Annotated in this window: 19 protein-coding genes and 1 tRNA gene; 16 read left to right on the top strand and 4 right to left on the bottom strand. The window is 48.0% G+C overall.

The genetic code is table 11. The features are described from left to right. The first annotated feature begins 217 nt into the window (after positions 1-217). Positions 218-790: a DJ-1/PfpI family protein gene (locus DXA57_RS11730; protein ID WP_243005782.1), complete on the top strand. Its 573-nt coding sequence runs from the start codon at positions 218-220 to the stop codon at positions 788-790. A 100-nt stretch (positions 791-890) separates the two neighbouring features. Here DXA57_RS11730 and DXA57_RS11725 read toward each other — a convergent pair whose 3' ends face one another. After that, the gene (locus tag DXA57_RS11725; protein ID WP_117767562.1) at positions 891-3323 is read right to left on the bottom strand and encodes a GH36-type glycosyl hydrolase domain-containing protein; all 2433 of its coding nucleotides are present in this window, start codon (positions 3321-3323) and stop codon (positions 891-893) included. 214 nt (positions 3324-3537) lie between these two features. Here DXA57_RS11725 and DXA57_RS11720 point away from each other — a divergent pair, with 214 nt between their 5' ends. Further along, entirely contained in the window at positions 3538-4557 is a 1020-nt protein-coding gene (locus tag DXA57_RS11720) for a LacI family DNA-binding transcriptional regulator (protein WP_117767561.1), read from the top strand. 37 nt (positions 4558-4594) lie between these two features. Continuing rightward, positions 4595-5083 carry a dihydrofolate reductase gene (locus DXA57_RS11715; RefSeq protein WP_117767560.1) on the top strand — a complete coding sequence of 163 codons (489 nt, stop codon included), beginning with the start codon at positions 4595-4597 and terminating at the stop codon, positions 5081-5083. Positions 5084-5126: 43 nt separating this feature from the next. Here DXA57_RS11715 and DXA57_RS11710 read toward each other — a convergent pair whose 3' ends face one another. The 3 genes from DXA57_RS11710 to DXA57_RS11700 form a co-directional block, all read right to left on the bottom strand. Continuing rightward, the gene (locus DXA57_RS11710; protein ID WP_117767559.1) at positions 5127-6152 is read right to left on the bottom strand and encodes a branched-chain amino acid aminotransferase; all 1026 of its coding nucleotides are present in this window, start codon (positions 6150-6152) and stop codon (positions 5127-5129) included. Between the two features lie 74 nt (positions 6153-6226). Continuing rightward, a complete protein-coding gene (locus DXA57_RS11705) occupies positions 6227-7576 on the bottom strand; it encodes a sensor histidine kinase (RefSeq protein WP_117767558.1) in 1350 nt (449 codons plus the stop codon). 2 nt (positions 7577-7578) lie between these two features. Beyond that, positions 7579-8310, bottom strand: a complete 732-nt coding sequence (locus DXA57_RS11700; RefSeq protein WP_158571311.1) for a LytR/AlgR family response regulator transcription factor — start codon at positions 8308-8310, stop codon at positions 7579-7581. A gap of 169 nt (positions 8311-8479) precedes the next feature. Here DXA57_RS11700 and DXA57_RS11695 point away from each other — a divergent pair, with 169 nt between their 5' ends. The 13 genes from DXA57_RS11695 (at position 8480) to cls (ending at position 25510) form a co-directional block, all read left to right on the top strand. Beyond that, entirely contained in the window at positions 8480-9217 is a 738-nt protein-coding gene (locus DXA57_RS11695; protein ID WP_117767556.1) for a hypothetical protein, read from the top strand. Positions 9218-9322: 105 nt separating this feature from the next. Beyond that, positions 9323-10393, top strand: a complete 1071-nt coding sequence (gene ispG / locus DXA57_RS11690; protein ID WP_330423257.1) for a flavodoxin-dependent (E)-4-hydroxy-3-methylbut-2-enyl-diphosphate synthase — start codon at positions 9323-9325, stop codon at positions 10391-10393. A gap of 8 nt (positions 10394-10401) precedes the next feature. Then, on the top strand, positions 10402-14964 hold the full coding sequence (locus tag DXA57_RS11685; protein WP_117767554.1) for a PolC-type DNA polymerase III: 4563 nt from the start codon (positions 10402-10404) through the stop codon (positions 14962-14964). A gap of 13 nt (positions 14965-14977) precedes the next feature. Beyond that, a complete protein-coding gene (locus tag DXA57_RS11680) occupies positions 14978-16195 on the top strand; it encodes an aminotransferase class I/II-fold pyridoxal phosphate-dependent enzyme (protein ID WP_117767553.1) in 1218 nt (405 codons plus the stop codon). 24 nt (positions 16196-16219) lie between these two features. After that, a complete protein-coding gene (locus DXA57_RS11675) occupies positions 16220-16717 on the top strand; it encodes a YqeG family HAD IIIA-type phosphatase (protein WP_117767552.1) in 498 nt (165 codons plus the stop codon). A 147-nt stretch (positions 16718-16864) separates the two neighbouring features. Continuing rightward, entirely contained in the window at positions 16865-17422 is a 558-nt protein-coding gene (gene efp / locus DXA57_RS11670) for an elongation factor P (protein WP_117767551.1), read from the top strand. 248 nt (positions 17423-17670) lie between these two features. Continuing rightward, positions 17671-18435, top strand: coding sequence for a hypothetical protein (locus DXA57_RS11665; RefSeq protein ID WP_117767550.1), 765 nt, complete (start codon positions 17671-17673; stop codon positions 18433-18435). A 295-nt stretch (positions 18436-18730) separates the two neighbouring features. Beyond that, entirely contained in the window at positions 18731-19615 is an 885-nt protein-coding gene (locus DXA57_RS11660) for a DUF5688 family protein (protein ID WP_147345688.1), read from the top strand. 225 nt (positions 19616-19840) lie between these two features. Continuing rightward, positions 19841-19913, top strand: a tRNA-Arg gene (locus DXA57_RS11655). 125 nt (positions 19914-20038) lie between these two features. Then, positions 20039-21043: an SH3 domain-containing protein gene (locus tag DXA57_RS11650; protein WP_158571310.1), complete on the top strand. Its 1005-nt coding sequence runs from the start codon at positions 20039-20041 to the stop codon at positions 21041-21043. 66 nt (positions 21044-21109) lie between these two features. Beyond that, on the top strand, positions 21110-21934 hold the full coding sequence (locus tag DXA57_RS11645; protein ID WP_243005781.1) for a pseudouridine synthase: 825 nt from the start codon (positions 21110-21112) through the stop codon (positions 21932-21934). Beyond that, positions 21910-23919, top strand: a complete 2010-nt coding sequence (gene ligA / locus DXA57_RS11640) for an NAD-dependent DNA ligase LigA (RefSeq protein ID WP_117767546.1) — start codon at positions 21910-21912, stop codon at positions 23917-23919. Before DXA57_RS11645 ends, ligA begins: the two co-directional genes overlap by 25 nt. Then, on the top strand, positions 23897-25510 hold the full coding sequence (gene cls / locus DXA57_RS11635; RefSeq protein WP_117767545.1) for a cardiolipin synthase: 1614 nt from the start codon (positions 23897-23899) through the stop codon (positions 25508-25510). Before ligA ends, cls begins: the two co-directional genes overlap by 23 nt. Positions 25511-25584 lie beyond the last annotated feature (74 nt).

Here is a 25584-nt window from a genome sequence, read left to right as displayed (position 1 = left end):
ATGCTTAATAGTATCATTTAGACATAGAAAAATCAATAGGAATAAGGGAAAAGAATAAAATTCTGTTTTTAGTAGCAAAATAGCATCTGCATAGATGAGAAAGCGGAAGACTGACACCTTGCTATTTATCTTTTCGGATGGTAAAATGAGGAGAGTGAATTTTTTTATAAAAAGAGATGTAAAGTTATAGTTAAAAAACAATTGGTGGAGGAGATGAATGATGGTAGTCAATATTTTTCTGTTTGATGATTTTGAAGTGATGGACGCTTTTGGACCGGCGGAGATTTTCGGGCAGGTGTCGGAGCGTTTTTACATACGTTATATTTCACTTCGTGGCGGTCTGATCACTGGAAAACAGGGTATAAAGGTGTGGACAGAACCGCTGAATCCGGCTGAGATCGAAGATATATTCCTGATACCGGGGGGAAAGGGAGTCAAGACATTTTTGCATACAGAAGAGGAAGGGCAGAAGTTATTAAAGCAGGCTGTGGAGGAAGCAGATTTCTGTTTGATGGTCCAGAATGCTTCTGCGATGCTGGCACGAACAGGGCTTCTCTTTCACCGGCAGGTGTGCGACTATACGTACAGTGAAAACTGGAAACGGATGTTTACCGTAGGAATTGATTATATCAATGGTGAAAAATGGATTTCTGACGGGAAGTATTATTCCTGCAGCAGCACGATGGCGGCACTGGATATGACACTGGCACTGATCAGTGATACACTGGATATCGATATCGCAGAAAAGATTGCGGAAGATATCGGGTATTCTTCCTGCTGTCTGGAATGACAGATTCTTTTAAATTGAAAAATACGAAAAAAACTGACATAAGAATCCCCCGCCGTTTGGTTAGTTCCGGTGGGGGATTTTTAAAGGAAAGGATGTTGCCTTACAGGATGATCTCGACCTGATACTGTTTCTTGGCCGGATCGTAGGGGATTACATGGCCTTCAATGGCCTTTCCGTCTACCAGGAAGGACTGGATGCCTTTCTGGGCGTGATCTTTGTTGGTGACTTTGATCTCGTAGGATGCACCTCTGTACTGACGGGTAACGGTGAAGCCTTCCATATCAGAGGGGATGCAGGGATCTACGGACAGTCCGTTCAGGGTAGGATAGATGCCCAGGATGTGCTGGGAAACATTGACAAAGGTCCAGGCTGCCGTACCGGTGAGCCAGCTGTTCTTCGCTTCGCCGAAGTTTCTGGCATCCTTTCCGGCTACCATCTGAGAGTAAACATAAGGCTCTGTCCGGTGGATCTCACTGATGTTTTCAATGTAGGCCGGGCAGGTCTTCTTATATACTTCGAAAGCACGGTCTCCGTGGCCGATGACAGTCTCGCCGATCGAGATCCAGGGATTGTTGTGACAGAAAATACCGGCATTTTCCTTGTATCCGGGCGGATAAGAGGAAATTTCACCCAGGTTGAGGTGATAGGTAGCATAAGGCGGCTGCTGAAGGACAACGCCGTATTTGGTGTCCAGCCGTTCTTTGACGGAGGCCATGGCTTTTTCTGCATAACCCTCCTTGACACCGACACCGGCCAGTACACAGAAGCCCTGGGGCTCGATGAAGATCTGACCTTCTTCACATTCCTTGGAACCGATCTTTTCACCGAATGCATCATAGGCACGAAGGAACCATTCGCCGTCCCAGCCTGCGGTGAGGATGGTCTGATACATGGTTTCGGAAGCCTGATAAGCCCGCTCTTTTTCTTCTGCATTGCCGAGGAGCTCGCACAGATCACCGTATTCCTTTGCATATTTGACAAACATGCCTGCGATGAAAACAGACTCTGCCTTGTGGCTCTCATAGTTGGCACAGGTCTGGAAAGATTCTCCCGGAGTATCGGAGAAGCAGTTCAGGTTCAGACAGTCGTTCCAGTCGGCACGGCCGATCAGAGGAAGTCCGTGAGGTCCGAGGTGTTCCAGTGTATAGTTGAAGGAACGTTTCAGATGCTCCATCAGGGGAGCAGCCAGTTCTTCTTTGTTGTCGAAGGGAACGTTTTCGGAGAGAAGAGAGGTGTCTCCGGTCTCTCTGACGTAAGCGGAGGCTGCGGCAATGAGCCACAAGGGGTCATCGTTGAAACCGCTTCCGACATCCAGATTTCCTTTTTTCGTAAGAGGCTGGTACTGGTGATAAGCACTGCCGTCCGGGAACTGGGTGGCTGCAATATCCAGGATCCTTTCTCTGGCCTTGTCCGGGATCAGATGGAGGAAACCGAGCAGATCCTGGCAGGAATCACGGAAGCCCATGCCGCGGCCGATTCCGGATTCGTAGTAGGAAGCGGAACGGGACATGTTGAAGGTGACCATGCATTGGTACTGGTTCCAGATGTTGACCATACGGTTGAGCTTTTCGTCCGGACTCTGTACGGTGAAACGGGAGAGGAGTCCGGTCCAGTATTTTTTCAGTTCTTCAAAAGCGGCGTCTGCCTTTTCTGCAGTATCGTAGCGGCTGATCATGGCAAGGGCAGGAGCTTTTTTTACGACACCTAAGGCTTCCCATTTGTCATCCTTGGGATTTTCGACATAGCCAAGGAGAAATACATAGGTTTTTGCTTCGCCCGGCTTTAAAGTGACCTTGAGATGATGGGAGCCGATGGGATACCAGCCGCTGGCTATGGAATTTTTGGATTCGCCGGCCAGGACAACATCGGGTCTGTCCGCACCGTTGTAAACGCCGAGGAAAGAGTCACGATCGGTATCAAAGCCATCCACCGGAGCGTTGACATGATAGATGGCATAGTGGTTGCGGCGTTCTCTGTATTCGGTCTTGTGGTAGATGGTGGAACCATGAACTTCCACTTCGCCGATGCTTAAGTTTCTCTGGTAGTTGGTCATGTCATCCATGGCGTTCCAGAGACAGAACTCCACATAAGAGAAGAGAGAAACCTGTTTTTCCTGATCGGAATCATTGGTCAGGGTCACACGGCTGATCTCGCAGCTGTCTTTTACGGGAACAAAAACAAGATCTTCGACTTTCAGACCGTTTTTCTCAGAAGTAAAGCGGGTATAGCCAAGACCGTGGCGGCACTCATAGGAGTCCAGCTCTGTTCTGGTGGGCTGCCAGCCGGGGTTCCAGACGGTATCACCGTCTTTGATGTAGAAGTAATGGCCGTTGCTGTCGAGCGGTACGGAATTGTAGCGGTAACGGGTCAGGCGGAGCAGCTTTGCGTCTTTATAAAAGCTGTATCCTCCGGAAGTATTGGAAACCAGAGAAAAGAAGCCGTCCATTCCCAGGTAGTTGATCCAGGGAAGCGGTGTTTTCGGTGTCTGGATGACATATTCTTTATTCACGTCGTCAAAATGTCCAAATTGCATGCGTTTTAATCTCCTTTCTGTTTTACGAAAACGATTAAGAATCTTAACTCCAAGTATAGTTGATGTATGGAAAATATGCAAGCGGGCAAAGAAAAAAACGGAAAAATTCACAAAAATGAACAAAAGATTTTGTGTATAAATCAGAACTTGCACAAAAACAAAAAACGCGATAATATATATACGAAAACGTTTAAGAGAGAAAGCAGGTGATGAAATGGCATCTTTGAAGGATATTGCCAGAGAACTTGGGGTATCGACCGCAACGGTGAGCAAAGCTTTGAACGATCTTCCTGACATCAGTGAGGAAACCAAACAGCTGGTGAGGGAGAAAGCAAAAGAGATGGGATATTTTCCCAATCTGGCAGCGAGAGCACTGAAGACACACAGAAGTTATAACATTGGCGTTCTTTGTGTAGATGATAAAAACAGTGCCCTGACGCATCCTTTTTTCTCAAGAGTACTGGAGAGCCTGAAATCCGAAGCGGAGGCGCAGGGATATGATATTACGTTCATCGGCCAGAGACTGGGGAAGGAAGACATGTCCTATGTGGAGCATTGCCGTTACCGGGGGGTGGATGGCGTGGTGGTAGCCTGTGTGGATTTCAATAAACCGGAGGTAATGGAGCTCATCACCAGCGGTCTGCCGGTCGTGACGATCGACCATATTTTCAGCAATGCGGCATCCGTAGTATCGGATAATGCAGAAGGGATAACGGAGCTTATGGAGTACATCATCTCCATGGGACACCGCCGGATCGCCTATGTCTACGGAAGAGATTCTGCTGTTACCAAAGAACGTATGGTAAATTTTTACCGGAGCATGGAGCACCATGGGATTCCGGTGAAGGAGGAGTATGTCGTACCTGGAGAGTATACGGATCCGGTAGCTGCAGCGAAGGCGACAAAGCAGCTTCTTAAGCTGAAGACTCCGCCGACCTGTATCCTTTATACGGATGATTATGCCTGTATCGGAGGCATGGGGGCCATAGAAGAGGCAGGTCTTTCGATCCCGGATGATATTTCAGTGGCCGGTTATGACGGGATCCCCATGAGCAGTGTGGTCAAGCCGAGACTTACCACGGTACGGCAGGATACGGAGCAGATCGGCAGGCGCACGGTGAAGAAGCTGGTGGCACTGATCGAAAAGCCGAAGACCACCGGCGTGGAAATCCAGTGTGTTCCTGTTACGCTGGAAAAGGGCAGATCCGTGAAAAATCTCGTTGAGAATCCGTGAGAAACCGTGTATACTGTCTCATTGAGGTGAAAAACATATGAATATGATTGTTGCAGCAGACAAGAACTGGGCGATCGGAAAGGACAATTCGCTTTTGGTGGTGATACCGTCAGATCAGAAGACCTTCCGCAGTATGACGCTGGGCCATCCGGTAGTCATGGGAAGAAAAACTTTTGAGAGTCTTCCGGGAGGGCTTCCTCTGGATCTTCGGAAGAACATCGTTCTTACCACAAATCCGGAGTTTCATCCGAAAGGGGTGACGGTGGTACACAGTCTGAAAGAGCTTTTTGAAGAGCTTGGAGAGGAAAAAGAAGAAGCCTTTGTGATCGGTGGTCAGAGCATTTATGAGCAGCTTTTGCCCTATTGTGATGTGGTTCATGTGACCAGGATCGACCAGGCCTATGAGGCAGATACGTATTTTCCGGATCTGGATCAGAAACCAGAATGGGTGATCACGGCAGAGAGTGAAGAACAGACCTATTTTGATCTGGAATATACCTTCGTCCGGTATGAGAAAAAGGCATAAGAAAAACGGCAGCCGCGTGGACTGCCGTTTTTTATGCCTTTTTTTACTCGACGACTTTGATCCAGCCTTCCGGAGCCTGGATGCGGCCCATCTGGATGCCGGTAAGGGTTTCGTAAAGCTTCTGGGTGACCGGACCCATTTTCTCCATGCCGCTGGGGAAGCAGATCTCTTTGCCGTGGTCATTGATCTTTCCGACCGGAGAGATCACGGCGGCAGTGCCGCACAGACCGCACTCTGCGAAGTCTTTTACCTCATCAAAGAAGACTTCTCTTTCCTCTACTTCCAGACCGAGGTAATCCTTTGCCACTGTGACAAGGGAACGGCGAGTGATGGAGGGAAGGATGCTGTCAGACTTCGGAGTAACGACTTTTCCGTCTTTGGTAACGAAGAGGAAGTTGGCACCTCCGGTCTCTTCTACCTTGGTTCTGGTGGCAGCATCGAGATACATGTTTTCATCAAAGCCCTGACGATGTGCTTCCATGATGGGGTAAAGGCTCATGGCATAGTTCAGACCGGCTTTGATATGTCCGGTTCCGTGGGGGGCTGCACGGTCATAATCGGAGACACGGATAGTGATGGGTTTTGCGCCGCCTTTGAAGTACGGTCCGACCGGAGTGGTGAAGATACGGAACTGATATTCATCAGCCGGTTTTACACCGATCACGGCACTGCTTCCGAACATGTAGGGACGGATGTATAAGGTTGCTCCGGAGCCAAAGGGCGGAACATAAGCGGCATTGGCTTTGACTGTCTGTACGACTGCGTCAACAAAACGCTCCTTCGGGAATACCGGCATTTCCAGACGGCGGCAGGAATCCTCCATACGTGCACCGTTCAGATCCGGGCGGAAGATAACGATATGGCCATCCTCGGTGGTGTAGGCTTTCATTCCTTCGAAGCAGGTCTGTGCGTACTGAAGAACACCTGCACACTCACTGATAACGACTTTATCATCGGTGGTGAGGGTACCTTCATCCCAGCTTCCGTTTTTATAATTGGAAACAAACCGCTGATCGGTCTCATGATAACCGAAGCCTAAGTTTGCCCAGTCAATGTTTTTCTTTTCCATTGCTTAGTCCTCCTCATATGTAGATATAAAAACGATTGATTTTTAGTTTACGCCTGCTTTGATACAGTGTCAAGCTAAAGTTTTCCGGTAGTAAGCTTCAGCATGATGCTGGCAGAAAATTCCTGTTCTTTGTACTCGAAAAGAGCAACACCATGATATTTTTCTGCGGTGGCACGGATCGAAGAAAGGCCGATGCCGTGACCGTTTTCTCTGGAAGAGAGGATCGTGCCGTCACGCTCCTGGATAAAACCGTCGAACCGGTTTGTGAGGAGAATGTAGAGCTCTCCGGGATCTTCCATATCGATGGAAAGGCGGATATACCGGTCGGCGGGCGGGATGGTGAGAGAACCCTGGATGGCATTTTCCATCAGGTTTCCGAGGATCACGCAGAGATCCACGTCTGATACGGAAAGGGAGGATGGAAGGTCAGCTTCGCAGAGGAAAGGGATCCGTTGCTTGGCGGCAATGTCGCCGTAATATGCCAGGACGGCATTGGCAGCCAGGTGAGAGCAATAGCAGAAACGGGAGGCATCAGAATCCGTAAGCTGCCGGTTGTAATCATTCAGATATTCCAGAAGCCGGCCGTATTCCTTCTGTTCGGCAAGAGCGGTGATGGTCCGGACGGTATGGCGGAAATCGTGGCGGAGTCTGCTGGTCTGTGTGACATAGGACTGAAGGCTCGCATACTGGCTTGCCTGCATTTCCAGCATCTGGTTTTCTTTTTCCATCTCAGCCCGTTCTGTAACGGCATGGGCAGTTTTCAGGAAGAGTGCCTGGTAGAGGAAAAACAGGATCAGGAGCGTTCCTTCAATAAAAAGCGTGACATAAAAAACACGGCCTACGTGCATGGTAGAATATTTCAGAGGTACCATATAAATATTGCAGGCAGCGATGATGGCCGGAAAAAGCCAGACGGTCCGCCAGACGGAGCGCTCATGGAAGTGGTCGATAACCCAGGTAAAGCGCCGGGAAAAAAGAAGGAGAAAGAGCCCCATTCCAAGGAGGATTGAAAACCATTGGACAGGGAGTCCGAGGCTGGATGGAGCCAGATAACTGCCATCCGGCTTCAGCATGGCTTCTGTCATATAATTGGCCATCCCGGAGAAGGAAAAAAGTGCAATGGCACAGGTAAACACATAGAACAGCTTCAGCTTGTCTGTCTGGACAAAGTAGAAATAGAGAAGAAGAGCGATGGCAAAGACAGGAAGCATGGAGGTATAGTGGGATTCCAGCTGGGTATGAAAGCTTTGCCAGGTTCCAAGAAGCAGACAGGTGATCACAACGCCGGCAGAGACTGCTCCGAGAAACAGAGTGGGGGAAAGACGGGTCTTCAGATGACTTCTGACCGGGAACAGACAGAAAATAGCAGCAGGCAGAATGACACCGTATTCACCGGCAGAAAAGAAGATATAAGGCCAGTCCATAGTCAACTCCTCCTTTGCAGTTTTTCTTTACGGCGCCGGAACCGGTGCTCGATGAGTGCCTGCTCCAGCTGGGTATGCTTGCGGGTGTTGAGGGGAAAGGTACGTTTGTCCTTCATCAGGCAGATCAGTCCGTCCATGGATTCCGCATAGTCCAGATTGATGAGGACGCCCCGGTTGATGGTCAGAAAACGACCGTCTTTTTCAAGAAGCTTTTCAAACTGGGAAAAGGACATGCGGCAGCGGTATTCTTCCTTTGTATAGACCATGCAGTAGTTGGAACTGGCCAGAACATAACGGATATCGGAATAAAAAATAGGAACGTTCTGCTTCCGGACGGGAAGCTCCAGATATTCTTCTTTTTCCGGGAGAAAAGCCAGTGCATCCAGGATTGTTTTTCTCAGCCGCTCGTTGTCAATGGGCTTGATCAGATAGTCAAAGGCATGGCAGTGAAAGGCATCCGGCATATGCTCCGGACTGCTGGTAAGAAAGATCAGGATCGCCTGGCTGTCATATTCGCGAAGCTTTGAAGCGGTCTCAATGCCTCCGGGCGGTCCCATATAGATGTCCATGAAGACCAGGCTGTAACGCCTGTCTTTCAGGGTATCCAGAAAAACGGCGCTTTCATGAAAGACAGAAACGGAGAAGTTCAGGTGGTGTTCTTGTGACCATTCAGCCAGAAAAGCAGTCAGTCGTTCCGTATCTTGCAAATCATCGTCTATAATAGCAATGTTCAAATGGATCACCTCGTTTGTCGTTTTTTTCTTCCATTATACTAAAAATAAAATCTGTTTTCCAGAAAAACACCAGACATTCATCCCATAAATTTTACGTTCATCCCTGTGATATTGATTTTTTTGAAAATTCAGATAAAGTAGAGAAAAAAGATGCAAAGGAGAAAACATTATGAAGAAAAAATTGTTGGCACTCATTTTGGCAGCAACCATGGCTTTTCCGGTAGCTGCATTTGCAGCTGATGCAGAGGAAGAAACAGCAGCAGAAACAGCAGCAGAAGAGGAAACAGAAGCTGCCAGTACGATCCTGGTGATGCAGGGAAGCGATGAGAACAATATCGTATGGACCATTGCTATCAATACGGAGAATGCGAAGGGCTGTGTTTCTCTGACTCCGGCAGAGGGGGAAACCACTTATGTGACCGGTCCTATCACCTTTGATGAAGGAAGCTTTACCATTGCAGACGAGGAAGACGGACAGGATTATGTTTTCGGATATGAGGATATTTCCGAGACAGAGACCATTCTTACCTATGAGCCGACCGGAAGTGAAGTGAAGCTGACATATGTAGATCAGACCGCTCTGGCAGATGCGGATGTAGACGATTATATGATCTATGCGGGAACGGATGAGGAAGGCAACCAGCTGACCTTCGTTTTCGACACGGAAAACACAGCGCTGGCGATCAACCAGAAAAAACCGGACGGAACCAGCGAGACTCTGGCAGGTACCTTTGAAGAAACCGAAGGAGAAGACAGCACAACGCTTCATTTTACCAGCGAGGCAGGTGCAGAGTCTGACATCGTTCTGGCTCCTGTAGACGGTACTGTAAAAGAGCTGGACATCACGGTAGAGGGTGAGACTCTTCGCGTATCCATGGTAGATACGGCTGTTCTTCAGGCAGAGTAAAAATAAAAAAAACGAAAAACGATCATGGCCGGGCTGAAAAAGCCCGGCTGTTTTTGTTGCAATCGGGGAAAAGAACGATTACAATAGTAGATAAAAAAAGAAAGGATGAATCAAATGTATCGTGACCATACAAAAGTGATCCATATCGGAGACCGGGTCATCGGTGGGGGAAATCCCATCCTGATCCAGTCCATGACGAATACAAAGACAGAGGACGTGGCAGCTACCGTGGAGCAGATCCGGAAGCTGACAGCAGCGGGCTGTGACATCATCCGCTGTGCCGTTCCAACACAGGAGGCTGCTGCTGCCATCCGCGAAATCAAAAAGGAAATCAGCATCCCTCTGGTGGCAGATATCCATTTTGATTATCGCCTGGCTATTGCTGCCATGGAAAACGGGGCAGACAAGATCCGTATCAATCCGGGAAATATCGGCAGCAGAGAGCGTCTGAACGCTGTAGTGCAGACTGCGAAGGAGCGGAATATCCCCATCCGAGTAGGTGTCAACAGTGGTTCTCTGGAAAAAGACCTGGTAGAGAAATATCATGGTGTTACGGCAGAAGGGATCGTGGAGAGTGCGCTGGATAAAGTGCACATGATCGAGGAAGAGGGCTATGACAATCTTGTGATCAGCATCAAATCCTCGGACGTGCTCATGTGTGCCAAAGCGCATGAACTCATTGCATCGAAAACGGTCTATCCGCTTCATGTGGGCATTACGGAGGCAGGAACGCTTCTGTCCGGTAATATCAAGTCTGCGGTAGGTCTGGGTATGATCCTTTCGCAGGGGATCGGTGATACCATCCGTGTCTCCCTTACTGGTGATCCGCTGGAGGAAGTGAAATCAGCCAAGCTCATTCTCCGTACACTCGGTCTTCGAAAGGGCGGCATCGAGGTGGTTTCCTGTCCTACCTGCGGCCGTACCCGTATCGACCTGATCGGTCTGGCAAATCAGGTGGAAAATATGGTAGAGGACATTCCGCTGGATCTCAAGGTAGCCGTCATGGGCTGTGTGGTAAACGGCCCGGGTGAGGCAAAAGAAGCGGATATCGGAATTGCCGGAGGCGTAGGAGAAGGCCTTCTGATCAAAAAAGGAGAGGTTGTCCGCAAAGTGCCGGAAGCAGAGCTTCTGTCTGTGCTCCGTGAAGAGCTTCTTCACTGGAACGACGAGAAGTGAGGGAAAGCATGGAAAAACCTTTTTTTGATGTGTTTCCCACGCTGGAGATGAATACAGAGCTGAAAAATCTCTTTTCGGTCACGAAGGTCACACGGGTGGCGATGACCAGAACAAGGGATTTTCTCAAGATCTATCTTTCCAGTGAAAAACTGATCCGGAAAAAGGACATCTATCAGGTGGAAAATACCATACGGGAGCAGCTTTTTTCCGGTGTGCCGATGACGGTAAAGATCATCGAAAAATTTTCCCTGTCCCGCCAGTATACGCCGGAAAAACTCATGGATGCCTATAAGGACAGCATTCTTCTGGAGCTGAAGGAGTACAGTATTTTTGAATTCAACCTGTTCCGGAAAGCGGACTGTGTTTTTGAAAATGAGGATACGCTGCATCTGACGCTGGAGGAAACAGTGATCTCCGAGGGAAAAGGGGAAGAGCTGATTCGGATCCTGGAAAAGATTTTTACCGAGCGCTGCGGGATGTCCCTGAAGATCCATGTCGATTATAAAGAGGCAGTGGAAAGCAAGGCACGAAGAAACGGAGAACTGAAGATCCAGCAGGAAGTGGAGGCGATCTTAAACCGTCTTCCCAGAGCTGCAGGCGGGGAAGAGCAGAACTTTTCCGGGACCAAAACGGAAAAAGCAGCGGCAGCAGAGAGCAGCAGCCCGAAGGAGGCGGTATCCAAAGACGCATCCAGAGAGAACGGAGGCTTCAGCAAGGGTGGCTTCAAGGGCAAAGGACGTTTTGGCGGAGGAGACTTCAACCGTCCGGTGCGCCGTTCCGACAATCCGGATGTGGTTTATGGAAGAGACATCGAGGAGGAAGCCATTCCGATCGACCAGATCCAGGGAGAAATGGGTGAGGTGGTCGTTCATGGACAGCTCATCAACCTGGAAACCCGTGACATCCGGAACGAAAAGAGTATTCTGATCTTCGAAGTGACGGATTTTACAGACACGATTATAATGAAAATGTTTGCCAGGACTGCACAGGTTCCGGAGATCCTGGAGGGAATCCAGAAGGGCAGATTTTATAAGATCAAGGGTGTCACTACGATCGACAAATATGACAGCCAGCTGACCATCGGTTCCATCGTGGGCATGAAGAAGATCCCGGATTTCCGGCCTGTCCGCATGGATAACAGTCCGGAGAAGCGGGTAGAACTCCACTGCCATACGAAAATGAGCGATATGGACGGAGTGTCCGATGTGGAGGATATCGTGAAAAGGGCTTATGCCTGGGGGCAGCCGGCCATTGCCATAACCGATCATGGTGTGGTACAGTCCTTCCCGGCGGCAAACCATACACTGGACAGCATCGACGATGCCTACCGGAAGCAGTATCAGAAAGAGCACCCGGATGTGAGCAAGGATGAACTGAAGAAGCTTGTGAGCCCCTTTAAGATCATTTACGGAGTGGAGGCTTATCTTCTGGATGACCTTCGAAAACCGGTGGAAAATCCGCAGGGTCAGAGTCTGGACAGTACGTATGTGGTTTTCGACCTGGAGACGACCGGCTTCAGTCCGGTGGAGAACCGGATCATCGAGATCGGTGCCGTGAAGGTGGAAAACGGCAGGATTACAGAGAAGTTCAGCACTTTTGTCAATCCGGAGGTGCCTATTCCTTTCCGGATCGAGGAGCTGACCGGTATCAGTGACAATATGGTATTGGATGCACCTGTCATCGAAAAGATCTTGCCGGAATTTCTGCAGTTCTGTGAAGGAGCAGTGATGGTGGCACATAATGCCTCCTTTGATATGAGCTTTATCGAGGAAAATTGCAGAAGACAGGGGCTGGGAAGAGAGTTTACCAGTGTGGATACCGTAGAACTGGCCCGTTTTCTCCTGCCGAACCTTCACAATGCCAAGCTGGATACGGTGGCAAAGGCGCTGAACATCTCTCTGGAAAATCATCACCGGGCGGTGGATGATGCGGGCTGTACGGCAGAGATCTTCGTAAAATTCCTGCAGATGCTGAGAGAGCGGGAGGCTTTGGATCTGAATGCAGTAAACTGTCTTTGCAAGCCTTCTGTGGATCAGATCAAGAGGCTCCGGTCCCACCATGCCATCATTCTGGCCCTGAACGATACCGGCCGGACCAATCTTTACCGGCTCGTTTCCATGGCTCATCTGAAATATTTCAGCGTGGGAAAATCCAGCCGTCCCTGTATTCCGAAGAGTGAATACATCAAACACCGGGAAGGCCTTCTCATCGGCTCGGCCTGTGAAGCCGGAGAGTTGTACGAAGCCGTCCGGGAAAAACGGCCGGAAAAAGAGATCATCCGTCTGGTAAATTTTTATGACTATCTGGAGATCCAGCCTCTTGGAAACAACCGTTTTATGATCGGAAATGAAAAGCTGGGGATCAAGGATGAAAAAGATCTGATTGAGATCAACAAACGGATCGTCCGGCTGGGAGAACAGTTCCAGAAGCCCGTTGTCGCTACCTGTGATGTCCATTTTCTGAATCCCGAGGATGAGGTTTACCGGCGGATCATCATGGCAAGCCGGGGCTTTTCCGATGCGGATAACCAGGCACCTCTGTATCTTCGGACAACGGAGGAAATGCTGGCGGAATTCTGGTATCTGGGCAGTGAGAAGGCGGAAGAGGTGGTCATCACCAACACGAAGAAGATCGCCGATATGGTGGAACGGATCGCTCCGGTACGGCCAGATAAGTGTCCGCCGGTGATCCCGGATTCCGACAAGACGCTTCGTGAGATCTGCTACAACAGTGCCCATGCCATGTACGGGCCGGAGCTTCCGAAGGTCGTTACCGAGCGTTTGGAGAGAGAGCTGAACTCGATCATTTCCAATGGTTTCGCCGTGATGTATATCATTGCGCAGAAGCTGGTATGGAAATCAAACGATGACGGTTATCTGGTGGGTTCCCGAGGTTCGGTTGGTTCTTCTTTTGTGGCAACCATGGCGGGAATCACGGAGGTTAATCCTCTGAGCCCTCATTATTACTGTGAGGAGTGCCATTATTATGATTTTGATTCGGATGATGTAAAGGCCTATGCGGGCCGGTCCGGCTGTGACATGCCGGACAAGGTCTGCCCGGTCTGTGGTGCAGATCTGAGAAAATCCGGTTTTGATATTCCTTTTGAGACCTTCCTGGGATTTAAAGGAAACAAAGAGCCGGATATTGACCTGAACTTCTCGGGAGACTATCAGGGTAATGCACACCGTTATACAGAGGTTATTTTCGGAAAAGGCCAGACCTTCCGTGCAGGTACAATTGCGACGGTGGCGGAAAAGACGGCTTTCGGTTATGTAAAGCATTATTTTGATGATAAGGGAGAGCAGAAGAGGAACTGTGAGATCGGTCGTCTTTCCCAGGGCTGTGTGGGGGTACGCCGTTCTACGGGACAGCATCCAGGAGGAATCATTGTTCTTCCACTGGGAGAAGAGATCCATTCCTTCACACCGGTACAGCATCCGGCGAATGATATGAAAACGGATATCATCACGACGCACTTTGACTATCATTCCATTGACCATAACCTTCTGAAACTGGATATCCTGGGACACGATGATCCGACTATGATTCGCATGCTGGAGGATTTGACAGGACTGGATGCGAAAACCATTCCTCTTGATGATAAAGAAGTGATGTCCCTTTTTCAGGATACACATGCACTCGGGATCACGCCGGATCAGATCGGCGGCTGTCCTCTGGGGGCTCTGGGTATTCCGGAGTTCGGTACGGACTTTGCCATGCAGATGCTTGTGGACACAAAACCGCAGAGCTTTTCGGATCTGGTCCGGATCGCCGGTCTGTCCCATGGTACTGACGTATGGCTGGGAAATGCCCAGACACTGATCCAGGAAGGAAAAGCAACGATTTCCACAGCGATCTGTACCCGTGATGATATCATGAGTTATCTGATCCAGCAGGGACTGGAAAGTGAGCAGGCCTTCACCATCATGGAGAGTGTGCGAAAGGGAAAAGGACTGAAGCCGGAATGGGAAACAGAGATGAAGAAGCATGATGTACCGGACTGGTATATCTGGTCCTGTAAAAAGATCAAATACATGTTCCCGAAGGCACATGCGGCGGCTTACGTTATGATGGCTTACCGGATCGCTTATTGTAAGGTGTTTTATCCGCTGGCGTATTATGCGGCCTATTTTTCCATCCGTGCATCGGCTTTCAGTTATGAACTGATGTGCCAGGGACAGGAGAAACTTCTGTTTTACATGTCTCAATACGAGAAAAATATGGATCAGCTTTCCAACAAAGAACAGGATGAATATAAGGATATGAAGGTTGTCCGGGAAATGTATGCCAGAGGCTTTGAGTTTCATCCGGTGGATATCTACCGGGCAGATTCTTCCAGATTCCGTATCCTTGAGGGGAAACTGATGCCGGCACTCAACACCATTGAGGGCATGGGCGGAAACGCAGCGGAAACACTGGCAGAAGCGGTCAAACACGGAAGATTCCTTTCCAGGGATGATATCCGTCAGCGGACGGCAGTCAATGCCAAAACAGTAGAACATCTGGCAGAGATGGGGCTCTTGGGCGACCTGCCGGAATCCAATCAGTTGTCAATCTTTGACTTTGCATAAGGAGACGAGAACAATGCGGACATTTGAAAAATCAACGAAACTGGATAACGTGTGCTATGACGTTCGGGGACCCGTAGTGGAAGAAGCGGACCGGATGATTGCGGATGGCATCCATATTTTGAAACTGAACATCGGAAATCCGGCTCCTTTTGGTTTTACAGCACCGGAAGAAGTGATCCGGGATATGATGCACAATCTTCCGGAAACAGAAGGCTATTCTGATTCCAAGGGGCTTTTTCCGGCCCGGAAAGCGATCATGCAGTACTGCCAGCTGAAGAAGATCCCGAATGTGGGGATCAATGATATCTACACGGGAAACGGAGTCAGCGAGCTGATCACCATGTCCATGCAGGGACTTCTGAATAATGGAGATGAGATCCTGATGCCTTCTCCGGATTATCCGCTCTGGACGGCGGCGGCCAATCTGGCAGGTGGCCATCCGGTCCATTATATGTGTGATGAGGCAGCCAACTGGTATCCGGATATGGACGATATCCGGAGCAAGATCACAGACAGGACAAAGGGGATCGTGATCATCAATCCGAACAACCCTACCGGTGCCCTGTATCCGAGAGAGGTTCTGCAGGAGATCGTGGATATTGCCAGAGAACATCAGCTGATCATTTTTGCCGATGAGATCTATGACCGCCTGGTTATGGATGGCGAAGAGCATATTTCCATTGCTTCCCTGGCACCGGATCTTTTCTGCGTCACATTGAACGGACTTTCCAAATCGCATCGGATCGCCGGTTTCCGTGTCGGCTGGATGTGCCTGAGCGGAGACAAATCTTACGCAAAGGGTTATATTGAAGGGTTGAATATGTTGGCATCCATGCGGCTTTGCTCCAATGTGCCGGCACAGTCCATCGTGCAGACGGCTCTGGGTGGTTATCAGAGCTCTGATGAGCTTCTGCTTCCGGGCGGAAGGATCTATGAGCAGCGGGAATTCATTTATCATGCGCTGAACCGGATCCCGGGAATCTCCGCGGTAAAACCGAAAGCGGCTTTTTACATTTTCCCGAAGATCGATACAGCCATGTATAACATTCATAACGATGAGCAGTTTGTATTGGATTTTCTCAGAAAGGAAAAGGTGCTGCTGGTCCACGGAGGCGGTTTTAACTGGCCGGAACCGGATCATTTCCGGGTGGTATATCTTCCGAGAGTGGGAGAACTCGAGGAAGCAATGGAAAAGCTGGAGCATTTCCTGAAGCATTACCGGCAGAAATAAAGACATACGAGGCTAAGACAAGAAATGTTTGAACGTTTTTTTCCCGATGCATATATGGAATCCACGTATGCCATCGATTTTGAAAAATTATATCAGGAAGGGATCCGGGGTGTTATTTTTGATATCGATAATACACTGGTACCCCATGGAGCACCGGCGGATGAACGGGCGGTAAAGCTTTTTGAACGGCTTCGGGCCATCGGTCTTGATTACTGCCTGATCTCCAATAACCAGCTTCCGAGGGTGAAACCCTTTGCAGATGCGGTGCAGGCAAAATTTGTGGAGGATGCGCATAAGCCTTCCAGAAAGAATTATCTGAAAGCCATGGAACTGATGCATACGGATCTGAATTCCTGTATTTTTGTGGGAGATCAGATCTTTACGGATGTCTACGGAGCCAGGCGCTGCGGCATGCGTACGATCCTGGTAAAACCGCTTCATCCAAAGGAGGAGATCCAGATCGTTCTCAAGCGTTATCTGGAGAAGATCGTGCTTTATTTTTATCAGAAAGAAAAAAGATAAGTGTGTTTTTTCGAGAAATGATAAAAAATAGTTGAAAAAGAGGATAACATAGTATAAAATAGGGTAGATTGAGTTACAAGCAAGAACGTAGCTGCAAAGTGTCGAGCAGTTACGGAAGAACGGATTTTGTAAGGAGGAAAAAATCAGATGATTTCAGCAGGAGATTTTAGAAACGGCGTTACACTGGAGATTGAGGGCCAGATCTTTCAGATCATTGAGTTCCAGCATGTAAAACCGGGAAAAGGTGCCGCATTTGTCCGCACAAAATTAAAAAATATCATCAACGGCGGTGTGGTTGAGAAAACCTTCCGTCCGACTGAAAAATTCCCGACCGCACGTATCGACCGTGTAGATATGCAGTATCTGTACAGCGATGGTGATCTGTATCACTTCATGAACGTGGAGAACTACGATCAGATCGCACTGAATGCAGATGCCATTGGTGATTCTCTGAAATTTGTAAAAGAGAACGAGATGGTAAAGATCTGCTCCACCAAGGGTGAGGTTTTCGCAGTAGAGCCGCCTCTCTTCGTAGAGCTTGAGATCACCGAGACTGAGCCGGGCTTCAAGGGCGATACCGCACAGGGCGCTTCCAAGCCGGCAACAGTTGAGACTGGTGCTACCGTAAACGTTCCGCTGTTCGTTGAGATCGGCGACAAGATCAAGATCGATACCAGAACCGGTGAGTATCTCTCCCGTGTTTGATTGATCTCATATGTAAAAATGGCAGCCCCGGCTTTTTGCCCGGGCTGTTTTTTAACCGATACGCTGCAAAGCAGCATTCGGTTATGAGCAAGTAGCGAAGCGGATTGCGAATATCCGCTTGACTAGAATAAAAAAGCTTAATCGTTTACGAAAAAGGCTTGACGAGAGTAAAAACAGTGTTTATAGTAAAGTTATCAACAGGCACTGCAAGAAGGCTAAAAGAGAAAAAGTAAAGGAGAGGAAAATTTATGAAAAAGAGAAAAAAGCTTTATTTTGCTGTACTGATGGCACTGTTTACCATGGCACTTGGAATGAATGCTATGGCAGCGACGAAAGTGGTAACCATGAAGCCGAACAAACTCTATACTGTGAACCGGACAAGCTATGATGATCTGACTTATCATAAATTTAAAGTTTCCAAACCGGGATATATTACGGTATATGGCTATAGTTACAGCATGTACAGTAACAATAAATATTCTTTGAGGGTTCAGCTTTATAACAGCAGAAAGAAGCCGTTGGAACAGTACGCAACTTCTATGAGTGAATACAGTAAACCGGCATATAAGACCTTTTATGCTGTGAAACAAGGAATTTACTACCTTGGAGTCAAGGATAAGAATTACAAGCTGAAATACAGTTTTACACCGGTAAAAGACAGAAGCGGTGCAAGCCAGGCAAAGGCTGTGAATGTAAATAGAAACAAAAAGGGGATTGGTCTTTTGGTTGCGGGCGAAAAAGGAACGAAGACGGACTGGTTTAAAATCCGCCTTACCAGAAAACAGAAAGTAACTTTTACTTTCACTGCAAGAGCTAATGATCACCTTCGTTTACAGATTGTTCCGGCAAATCCTAAACTGTTCATCTGGGGCTCTTCGATATATGCGAAGAGTACAACCGAAAAAGTATCGACAAAGGATGCGTTTCCGGCAGGAACTTATTACATCAAAATCAGCCGTATGCTGACCGGGGATAAGGATACTTCCGGATATTACAGCTTCAGCTGGAGATAAAAAACGAAAAATGCAGTACCTGTGAAAAATGACGAAATGATACACGAGAGAGCAGAAGAATGGTGAGAGCCGCTTCTGCTTTTTTGTATGTTTTCACTGAAAAAATCACTTTGTTTTCCATGGCGGGAAAATGATCTTCGGCAGCATGGAGCCTTGCATCGAATGGAAAATTATGCTATCCTTATCCCATCATATCTGAATGAATTCTTTTTTTATCGGTGCGTTCGCACACACATTCCAACAGCAGCTGATAACTTGGCACATCGTTTTTACGATCAGAAGAAAGGATGATTTTTTGAACGACAACACATTTGGCAATGAGGTAAAACAGGAAGTGGAGAAGCTCCTGGGTTCAGAGGTGCGTGTGGAACTGCGCCGGATCACCAAGAATAACGGGATCATACTGGAAGGGCTCTGCATTCTTGAGAAGGGAAGCTATGTATCTCCGACGATCTATCTGGAGGATTTTTACCGGGAATATAAGGATGGAATGAGCCTGAAGGAGATTGCCGGCAGAATTTACGATATTTATGAGAAACGCTGCAGAAACATTCCTTTTTCACTGGAATATTTTCTTGATTTTGAGAAGATTAAAGAGAATATCTTCTGCAAGCTGGTCAACAGGGAAATGAATCAGGAACTTCTCAGGGATGTACCGAATGTTTCCTTTCTGGACCTTTCGGTGGTTTTTATCTGTGCCGTGAAAAATGAAGAATTTGGAAACGGCAGTGTACTGATCCGTGAGGAGCATCGGAAACACTGGAAGGTATCAAAAGAGCTTCTCTATGAATATGCCAGAGAAAATACATTCCGCCTCAGACCATTCGAACTGAAAAGTATGGAAGAATTGATCGAAGATCTGGTAGAACCGGAAGAACGAAATCTTTTAAAAGAAATTCCGATGTATGTGCTTTCAAACAGAGACCGGGTTTTCGGGGCGGCGGGGATCCTGTATGACCGGATCTTAAGCAGTGCGGGGGCAAGGCTTGAGGAGGACTTTTACGTGCTTCCCAGCAGCGTCCATGAAGTGATCCTTGTCCCAGGGCATGTGGCAGGGAGTGAAAAAGAACTCCATGCAATGGTCCATGAAGTGAATCACACACAGGTGGAAGCGGAAGAAGTGCTTTCAGAAAATGTATATCATTATGACAGGAAGAAACACTGTCTTTCTATTTGTTGAACGCAGATAAGCATTCCCCCGCTTCAAGTGTGCGGAGCACTAAGCGGCGAGTGAACACTTTACATAACAGGCTTTCCGGCTGTTTTGAACAAAATCGAAGAAATTTCACATAAAAATTTGACATTTTCCAAAAGGTGTGGTATGATAGCATCGTTGTTGAGCCGGAGAGAATGATCCGGATAAATCAATAATGTATGCAGGGAAAAAACTTGCATAGCTGTATGCGCACTCGTAGCTCAGGGGATAGAGCAGTGGTTTCCGGTACCACGTGTCGGGGGTTCGAATCCCTCCGGGTGTGCTTTTTTGTATATGTAAATTTATTTCCGTAAGCAACGAGTCAAGCAGCCTGAGGTACAGGATTTTGCCGGCATTTTTGATTTTACCGGCTTTTCTGCGAAACAACACCGAATGGAGGTATGTACAGTGGATGACTTTAGAGAATGGCTTTCAGATAATCTGAGATATATCTTACTGGGTCTGGCGATCATCATTGTTCTGGTAATTGCGTTTTTTGCAGTAAGATTTGTGTCTGACCGTCTGGGAGACAGCAGTGATAACGGACAGACGGAGGCAGTGACAGAAGCACCGGCATCTGAGACGACGGCAGCGTCCGAAACAGAAGCAGCGACGGAGGCAGAGAGCACAGCAGCAGACAGCAGTGCTGCACTGCAGACAGACAATGCCGCTGTCCAGGAAGCAGTAACCCAGTATTATAATGCAGTGGCAGCCAAGGATTTTGATGCACTTCAGACTCTTGGAGATGTGGTTGGCGATACGGACAGAGATAAGATCAATTCCAATCCCATTGAAAGCTATAATAATATTTCTGTGTATTATAAGCAGGGACTTACGGATGGCTCTTATAACGTCTATGTTTATTATGAGGCCAAGCTTCCGAACATCGAACAGCTGGTACCCAGCCTCGGAAATCTTTATCTGTCAACGAAGGAGGATGGAACCCTTTATGTGGTAAATCCCAGCTCCGATCAGCAGGTTTCCGATTTTATGGAACAGGCGAAGAATGACAGTAATGTGCAGGAACTGATCGCGAAGACCAACAGTGAGTATCAGGCGGTACTGGATTCCAACAGCGATCTGCAGGCTATGATCGCCAAGATGAAGCAGCCGGAGACGGAGCTTGATATCCCGGATGCCAGTTCTGTAGATACGGATGTCAGCACTTCAGTGACGGTTACAGGAGACTTGAATGTACGGGCAGATTCCAGAGCAGATTCTGATCTGGTTGGAGTTCTGATCCCTGGTCAGACGGTGACGAGACTGGCAGTTCTGGATAATGGCTGGTCAAAGATCCGTTTTGATGACGGAGCAGGAACGGTAGTAGAGGGATATGTGCTGAGTGAGTATCTCCAGGCAGATGGTGGGGCATCGGCTTCCTCTGATGCAGGAACAGGTAGTGATCAGCAGTAAGAATGTTAGAACGCCGTGCAGGTTTGCACGGCGTTTTTTTCCAAAAGGATTATGGAAGGAAAGAAAATGGAACAGGAAAAGAGCCGTTTGGAACAGGAATTTCAAAAGAGAGAAAAAGGCCAGCTGGTAAGGCTGAATAAATTCATCAGCGAGTCCGGTCTCTGCTCCAGAAGAGAGGCGGACCGGCTGATCGAGGCCGGTCGTGTCCTGGTAGATGGATCAGTGGCTGTGTCCGGTCAGAAGGTTTCGGAAAAACAGGAGGTTCTGGTGGATGGAAAGCACATTTCGAAAGAAGAAGAAATGGTGCTTCTGGCGGTAAATAAACCCAGAGGGGTTGTGTGTACAACAGATAAACGCTGGGGAGATCAGACCGTCGAGGAACTGATACATTACCCGAAAAGAGTTTTTTACATGGGGCGCTTGGATAAGGATTCTCAGGGGCTGCTTCTCATGACAAATAATGGAGAGATCCTGAATAAAATGATGAGAGCAGGAAATTATCATGAGAAAGAGTATCTGGTCCGTGTGGACCGGACCGTGACTGCCGGGTTCCTGGATGGAATGGCAAAAGGCGGAATACCGGTGCAGGATCAGCTGACAAGACCCTGCGAAGTGGAAAAAACAGGTGAAAAGACATTCCGGATTGTCCTGACTCAGGGACTGAACCGGCAGATCCGCAGAATGTGTGAATATTTTGGCTATCAGGTTGTAAAACTGAAAAGGATCCGCATTATGAACATCACACTTGGAGACCTTCCATCAGGAAGTTACCGGGAGGTGAGCCGTGAGGAACAGGAGGAGCTTTACAGAAGGATCCAGGGCTCCACAAACCAGCCCTTTGGAAAAAATAAAGGCAGGAGAGAAGAATGGAAGAAAAGAGACAGCGAATGAGAGAACTGGTCGGACTTCTGAGAGAGGCTTCAAAAGCTTATTATCAGGAAGACCGGGAGATAATGAGCAATTTTGAATATGACAGACTATACGATGAACTGGACGCACTGGAAAAGGAAACTGGTATTGTGCTTTCCGGAAGTCCCACCCAGACCGTTGGCTATGAATCGCAGGATGAGCTTCCGAAGGAACGTCATGAAAAACCGATGCTTTCTCTGGATAAGACAAAAGATGTGGAAGTGCTGAAGGATTTTGTCGGAGAACAGAAAGCGCTGATGTCCTGGAAGCTGGATGGCCTGACCATTGTTCTTACCTATCAGAATGGAGAACTCAGCAAGGCAGTTACCAGAGGAAACGGTGAGGTTGGAGAGGTCATCACACCCAATGCACGGGTCTTTTCCAATCTTCCGTTGAAGATTACTTATCAGGGAGAACTTATCCTTCGTGGAGAAGCGGTGATCTCTTACAGTGATTTTGAAAAGATCAACGAAGAGATCGAGGATGTGGATGCAAAATATAAGAATCCAAGAAATCTCTGCAGTGGTTCGGTGAGACAATTGAACAGTGCGGTCACTGCAGGAAGACATGTTCAGTTTTTTGCGTTTTCCCTGGTGAAAGCAGACGGGGTGGACTTTAAAAATTCTCATGCCTGTGAGTTTGAATGGCTGAAAGAGCAGGGTTTTCAGGTGGTGGAACATAAGGAGGTCACAGGAGAGACCGTAGAAGAAACTGTCCGTTTTTTTGCGGAGAAGATCCGGCATTTTGATATTCCATCGGACGGCCTGGTAGTTCTCTATGATGATATCGCTTATGGAAGATCACTTGGAACGACGGCAAAATTCCCGAGAGATTCCTTTGCTTTTAAATGGGAGGATGAGATCCGGGAAACCCGTCTTCTGGAAATAGAATGGAGTCCGTCCCGTACAGGGTTGATCAACCCTGTGGCGATTTTTGAACCGGTGGAACTGGAAGGGACTACGGTAAGCAGGGCGAGCGTCCATAATCTGAGTATTTTAAAAGGACTGCAGCTGGGCATTGGTGATGTGATCCGGGTGTACAAGGCGAACATGATCATCCCTCAGATAGAAGAAAACCTGACGAGGAGTGGAAATCTGGAAATTCCGTCTGTCTGCCCAGTCTGCAGTGGTGCGACGGAAGTCCGTTCTGCCAATGGCATTGAGACATTAAACTGCACCAATCCGGAATGTCAGGCGAAAAAGATCAAATCATTTACCCTGTTTGTGAGCAGGGATGCCATGAACATTGAGGGACTCTCAGAGGCAACTCTGGAAAAGTTCATCGGCATGGGCTTTATTCATGAGTTTGCGGATATTTTTAAACTTAAGGAACACAGGGAGAGTATCCGGGAACTGGAAGGATTTGGCGAGAAGTCCTGTGAAAAGCTGCTGAAAAGCATTGAAACGGCCAGAAATACCACACTGGTCCGGCTGATCTACAGCCTTGGGATTCCGGGAATCGGTCTTGCCAATGCCAAAATGCTCTGCCGTGCGTTTTCCTGGAGCTGGGAAAAGCTGAAAGACAGTACGGTAGAGGAGTTGACGGGAATTGATGGAATCGGTGAGGTCCTGGCCGGAGGCATCGTGGCTTATTTCCATGATGAAAAGAAGATGGAGGCTTTTGCACATCTGCTTCTGGAGGTGCATATGGAAGAACTGGAGGTGCAGAATACCGAACAGGTACTGGCAGGAAAAACCTTTGTTATCACCGGCAGTGTGGAGCATTTTGCCAATCGGAATGAGATGAAAGTCTATATCGAGGAACGAGGCGGAAAAGTGACCGGTTCTGTGACTTCGAAAACGGATTATCTGATCAACAACGATTCCGCTTCCGCGTCTTCAAAAAATAAAAAAGCAAAGGAACTGGGGATCCCCATTCTTACAGAGGAAGATTTTTTGAAGCTTGCAGGTGACGGGGAGGAAGCAAACGAAAGGGATAAAAACGATGGAGAAATGGAAGAAAAATGAGCTGGTCAGAAAGATAGAAAGCAGCCAGACTGTCCAGAAAGGTAAAAATGGAATTTCTTCGGTGGTTTTCGGAAGAACCTTTATGGTATTTTTATCTCTGTTTCTGCAGCTGATCTTTATGATCTGGGGATATTACTGGCTGGCATCCAAATGGTATTTTGTCAATGGATTTGTGACGGTGCTTGGTGTGCTGGAAGTGGTCTATGTGGCGAATGAACGGAGCAATCCGGCTTTTAAACTGGCCTGGACGATCGTGATCCTGGCGTTGCCGATCTTTGGAAGCCTTTTGTATCTCTTTGTAGAAACCCAGCCGGCTACGAAATGGATCAACGAGCGTCTGCAGAGTATGCACGCCTACAGTAAAAAATACTGGAAACAGGACAAAGAGGTCCTGGAAGAGTTGGAAAAGACAAATGATCAGGTGGCGCACCTGAGCCGTTATGTGAATCATTACGGAGGTTTTTCCGTGTACAAGAATACTTCCGCCAGATATTTTCCCTCCGGAGAGGAGAAATTTAAAGAACTGCTCATCCAGCTGAAAAAAGCAAAGAAATTTATCTTTATGGAATATTTCATTGTGGCAGAAGGCTATATGTGGGAGAGTGTTCTTGAGATCCTGAAGGAGAAAGTCAAAGAAGGAGTGGAGGTCCGTTTCCTTTATGACGGTATGTGCTGTCTGTCTCTGCTGCCCTATCATTATCCGCAGGAGCTGGAAAGCTATGGCATCCAGTGCCACATGTTTGCTCCCATTGTACCGGCTCTTTCAACCCGGCAGAATAACCGGGATCACCGAAAGATCGTGGTCATTGACGGAAAGGTGGCCTTCACCGGAGGTGTCAATCTGGCAGATGAATACATCAACCAGAAGGAACGCTTTGGCCACTGGAAGGATACGGCCATCATGATCGAAGGTGAGGCGGTCCGCAGTTTTACCATCATGTTTCTGGAAATGTGGAGCGTGGATAAAAACCTGAAAAACACGCCTATGGAGCTTTTTGAAAAGTATCTGGATATCATACCGGATAAAGAAAGTGAACCGGGAGACGGTTTTGTCATGCCTTACGGGGACAGTCCTCTGGATAATGAAACGGTGGGAGAACAGGTGTACATGGATATTCTTTATACAGCCAGGGATTATGTACATATCATGACTCCTTACCTGATCCTCAGTAATGAGATGATCACAGCTCTTACCTATGCGGCAAAGAGAGGCGTGGATGTAAAGATCATCATGCCGCATATTCCGGATAAATGGTATGCCTTTGTTCTGGCAAAGACGTATTATAATGAACTTCTGGATGCCGGTGTGAAGATTTATGAATATACGCCGGGTTTTGTCCATGCCAAGGTTTTCACTTCGGATGATGAGAAGGCGGTGGTAGGCACCATCAATCTGGATTACCGCAGCCTCTATCTTCATTTTGAATGTGCGGTCTACCTTTATCAGAATGCGGAGATTCCCCGCGTGGAAGCCGATTTTCAAGAAACGCTTGCCAAATGTCAGGAAGTCCTTCCTTCAGATTACAGACGTCAGAAGCTTTTTGACCGGATGGCAGGCAGGGTCTTACGGATCCTGGCACCACTGATGTGATCTTATGCTTTTCAACAGTGAGGGAAAGCAGGGAACAGACAGAAAATAAACAGAACAGACAGAAAATAAGAAGG

The organism is Blautia sp. OF03-15BH (assembly GCF_003463065.1).
In the GTDB taxonomy this organism is placed as follows: Bacteria; Bacillota; Clostridia; order Lachnospirales; family Lachnospiraceae; genus Limivivens.
The sequence above is the reverse complement of the archived record's forward strand: the minus strand, read 5'-3'. Positions and strand labels throughout refer to the sequence as shown.